We start from the raw sequence: 3,332 nt of genomic DNA, 5'->3' as shown, positions 1-3,332 counted from the left end.
CCCCGGCGACCGCCCCGTCGCCCCGGCCTAGACTCGACGGGTGAGCAGCGACCCCAACCGCGCCGACCTCGGCAAAGACCCGCAGCGCGTCAGCGGCATGTTCGACCAGGTCGCCGCCGCCTACGACCGCACCAACTCGGTGCTCAGCCTCGGCAACGACCGCCTCTGGCGTACGGCGACCCTGAGGGCCGTGGCGCCGAAGCGAGGCGAGCGCATCCTCGACCTCGCGGCCGGCACGGGCACGTCGTCGATGGCGTTCGTGCCCAGCGGCGCGCACGTCGTCGCGGCCGACTTCTCGCGCGGCATGATCGCCGAGGGCCGTCGCCGTCACGGAAGGGTGCCGAACCTCGAGTTCGTGCAGGCGGATGCCACCGACCTCCCCTTCGACGACGGCGAGTTCGACGCGGTGACCATGTCGTTCGGCCTGCGCAACGTCAACGACCCGCGCCGGGCGCTCCGCGAACTCCGCCGCGTGACACGCCCCGGCGGACGCATCGTGGTGTGCGAGTTCTCGCACCCGCCGTCCCCCGTCTTCAACGGCCTCTACCGGTTCTACAACGACCGTGTCCTTCCGATCGTCGCGAAGGCCGTGAGCAGCAACGCCGAGGCCTACGACTACCTCAACGAGTCGATCCGCGACTGGCCCGATCAGCCGACGCTGGCTCGATGGATGCGCGACTCGGGATGGGATGACGTGGAGTACCGCAACCTGTCGTTCGGCATCGTGGCGTTGCACCGCGGCATACATCCCGCGGAGTGATCCCGGCCCCGGCCCGACGCCTTCTCCCCAGCGCCTCGCTGTCAACCGTCGAGATACCCGCGGCTGCCCCTCAGCGCGCCAGGCTAGGCTGACAGCGTGACCCCGAGACCGCCCGCGGCCGGCTCCCGCCTGTCCGGCAAGCTGGGCCTGAGTGACCGCATCTTCGCAGGCCTCCGCTCGCGCACCCTCCTCACCACCGTCGAGGCGGGGCTCGCGCTCGTCGAGACCGAGCTCGAGGGCGAGGTGCGAAGCGCCGACAAGCTCGCCGACGTCACCGCGCGCTACCTCTACGAGGCCGGCGGCAAGCGGGTACGGCCGATGCTGGCCATCCTCACCGCCCAGCTCGGCCAGGGCACCACACGCGAGGTCGTCGAGGTCGCCACGGCGCTGGAGCTCACGCACCTCGGCTCGCTGTACCACGACGACGTCATGGACGGTGCCGACAAGCGCCGCGGTGTGCCGAGCGCGCAGACCGTGTGGGGCAACAACATCGCCATCCTCACCGGCGACCTGCTCTTCGCCCGCGCGAGTCAGCTGATGGCCCGCCGAGGCGAGCGCGCGATCCAGTTGCAGGCCGACACCTTCGAGCGGCTCGTGCTGGGCCAGATGCACGAGACCGTGGGTCCGCAGGACGGCGACGAGCCCGTCGACTTCTACCTCAAGGTGCTGGCCGACAAGACCGGCTCGCTCATCGCCGCCGCGGCTCAGTCGGGCGTCATCTACTCGGGCGCGCCCGAGGAGTACGAGCAGCCCATGGTCGTCTTCGGCGAGAAGGCCGGTGTCGCCTTCCAGTTGCTCGACGACGTGATCGACCTGTCGCCCGACCCGTCCGAGACGGGGAAGGTGCCCGGCACCGATCTGCGCGCGGGCGTGCCGACCATGCCCTACCTCCTGCTCGGGCACCGATCCGACGCGGCATCCGCCGACCTGCGCGCCCGCATCGACGAGGGGCAGGAACGCATCGCCGACGGTGCCGACCCCGCGATCCTCGACGCGGCTCTCGCCGAGCTGCGCGACCACGAGACGACGCACGAGACCCTGCGTCTCGCGCACCAGTGGTCGCAAGACGCGATCGACGCCCTCGCACCGCTGCCCGACGGCGCCGTACGCGAGGCGCTGACGCGCTTCGCCCGCGCCGTGGCCGACCGCTCGGCCTGACCACATTTCCACCCCCCCCGATCCCGATCGAGAGGACCCCATGACGAAGCTGCGCCTCGCCATCGTCGGAGCCGGCCCCGCCGGCATCTACGCCGCCGACATCCTGTTGAAAGCCGAGCGTCAGTTCGACGTCTCGATCGACCTGTTCGAGCAGCTGCCGGCGCCCTACGGCCTGGTCCGTTACGGTGTGGCCCCCGATCACCCGCGTATCAAGGGCGTCGTCACGGCGCTGCGCGAGGTGCTCGACCGCGGCGACATCCGCGTCTTCGGCAACGTGCGCTTCGGCGAAGACATCACCCTCGACGATCTCAAGCAGCACTACAACGCCGTCATCTTCTCGACCGGCGCGATCCGCGACGCCGACCTCGACATCCCCGGCATCGACGCGTACGGCTCGTACGGCGCCGCCGACTTCGTCAGCTGGTTCGACGGTCACCCCGACGTGCCGCGCGAATGGCCGCTCGAGGCCGAGTCGGTCGCTGTCATCGGTAACGGCAACGTCGCCCTCGACATCACGCGCATGCTCGCCAAACACGCCGACGACCTGCTTCCCACCGAAGTGCCCGACAACGTCTATCAGGGACTGAAGGCCTCGCCCGTCACCGACGTGCACGTGTTCGGTCGCCGTGGCCCGGCACACGTGAAGTTCACCCCGCTCGAGCTCCGCGAGCTCGGCGAGCTGCGCGACGTCGACATGGTCGTCTACGACGAGGACTTCGACTACGACGAGGCCTCGAAGGCCGCCGTCGAGACGAACAAGCAGGTCAAGGTCATCGACCGCGTGCTGCAGCAGTGGCGCACGCGCCCGGGCGCGAACGGCGCCGGGGGAGACGCGTCGCGCCGCCTGCACCTGCACTTCTGGGCGAAGCCGCTCGAGGTCGTGAAAGACGCCGAGGGGCGGGTCGCCGCCCTCCGCTACGAGCGCACCCGACCCGACGCCGAGGGCGGCGTCGTCGGCACGGGCGAGATCCGCGAGGTGCCGATCCAGGCGATCTACCGCGCGGTCGGCTACTTCGGCTCGCCGCTGAAGGACGTTCCCTTCGACGAGCGCCACGGCGTCATCCCGAACCACGAGGGCCAGGTGCTCTCTGCCGACTCGAACTCGCGCGTGCCCGGCATCTACGCCACCGGGTGGATCAAGCGCGGGCCCGTCGGCCTCATCGGGCACACCAAGTCGGATGCCATGGAGACCGTGCGCCACGTCATCAACGACCAGAGCGAGTGGTGGCGCCCCGCCCATCCCGACGAGGAGGCCATCCCGGCCCTGCTCGCGGAGCGCGGAGTGCGTTGGACCGACCTCGACGGCTGGCACCGCCTCGACGAGCACGAGGTGGCCCTCGGCGCCCCTCACGAGCGCGCGCGCATCAAGGTCGTGCCGCGCGACGAGATGATCGCGATCTCACGCGGCGAGTGA

3 protein-coding genes are annotated in these 3,332 nt (G+C 70.5%); all 3 read left to right on the top strand.

Features of this window, described 5'->3' with window-relative positions; all coding sequences use genetic code 11:
- Nucleotides 1-40: 40 nt before the first annotated feature.
- The 3 genes from RWP81_RS15535 (at nucleotide 41) to RWP81_RS15525 (ending at nucleotide 3,332) form a co-directional block, all read left to right on the top strand.
- The gene (locus RWP81_RS15535) at nucleotides 41-760 is read left to right on the top strand and encodes a demethylmenaquinone methyltransferase (protein WP_314457619.1); all 720 of its coding nucleotides are present in this window, start codon (nucleotides 41-43) and stop codon (nucleotides 758-760) included.
- A gap of 96 nt (nucleotides 761-856) precedes the next feature.
- Nucleotides 857-1,918, top strand: coding sequence for a polyprenyl synthetase family protein (locus RWP81_RS15530; RefSeq protein WP_314457618.1), 1,062 nt, complete (start codon nucleotides 857-859; stop codon nucleotides 1,916-1,918).
- 40 nt (nucleotides 1,919-1,958) lie between these two features.
- Entirely contained in the window at nucleotides 1,959-3,332 is a 1,374-nt protein-coding gene (locus RWP81_RS15525) for an FAD-dependent oxidoreductase (RefSeq protein WP_314457617.1), read from the top strand.

Source organism: uncultured Microbacterium sp. (assembly GCF_963521695.1).
Classification (GTDB): Bacteria; Actinomycetota; Actinomycetes; order Actinomycetales; family Microbacteriaceae; genus Microbacterium.
Note: the sequence above shows the minus strand (reverse complement) of the source record. Positions and strands in the feature narration are given on the sequence as shown.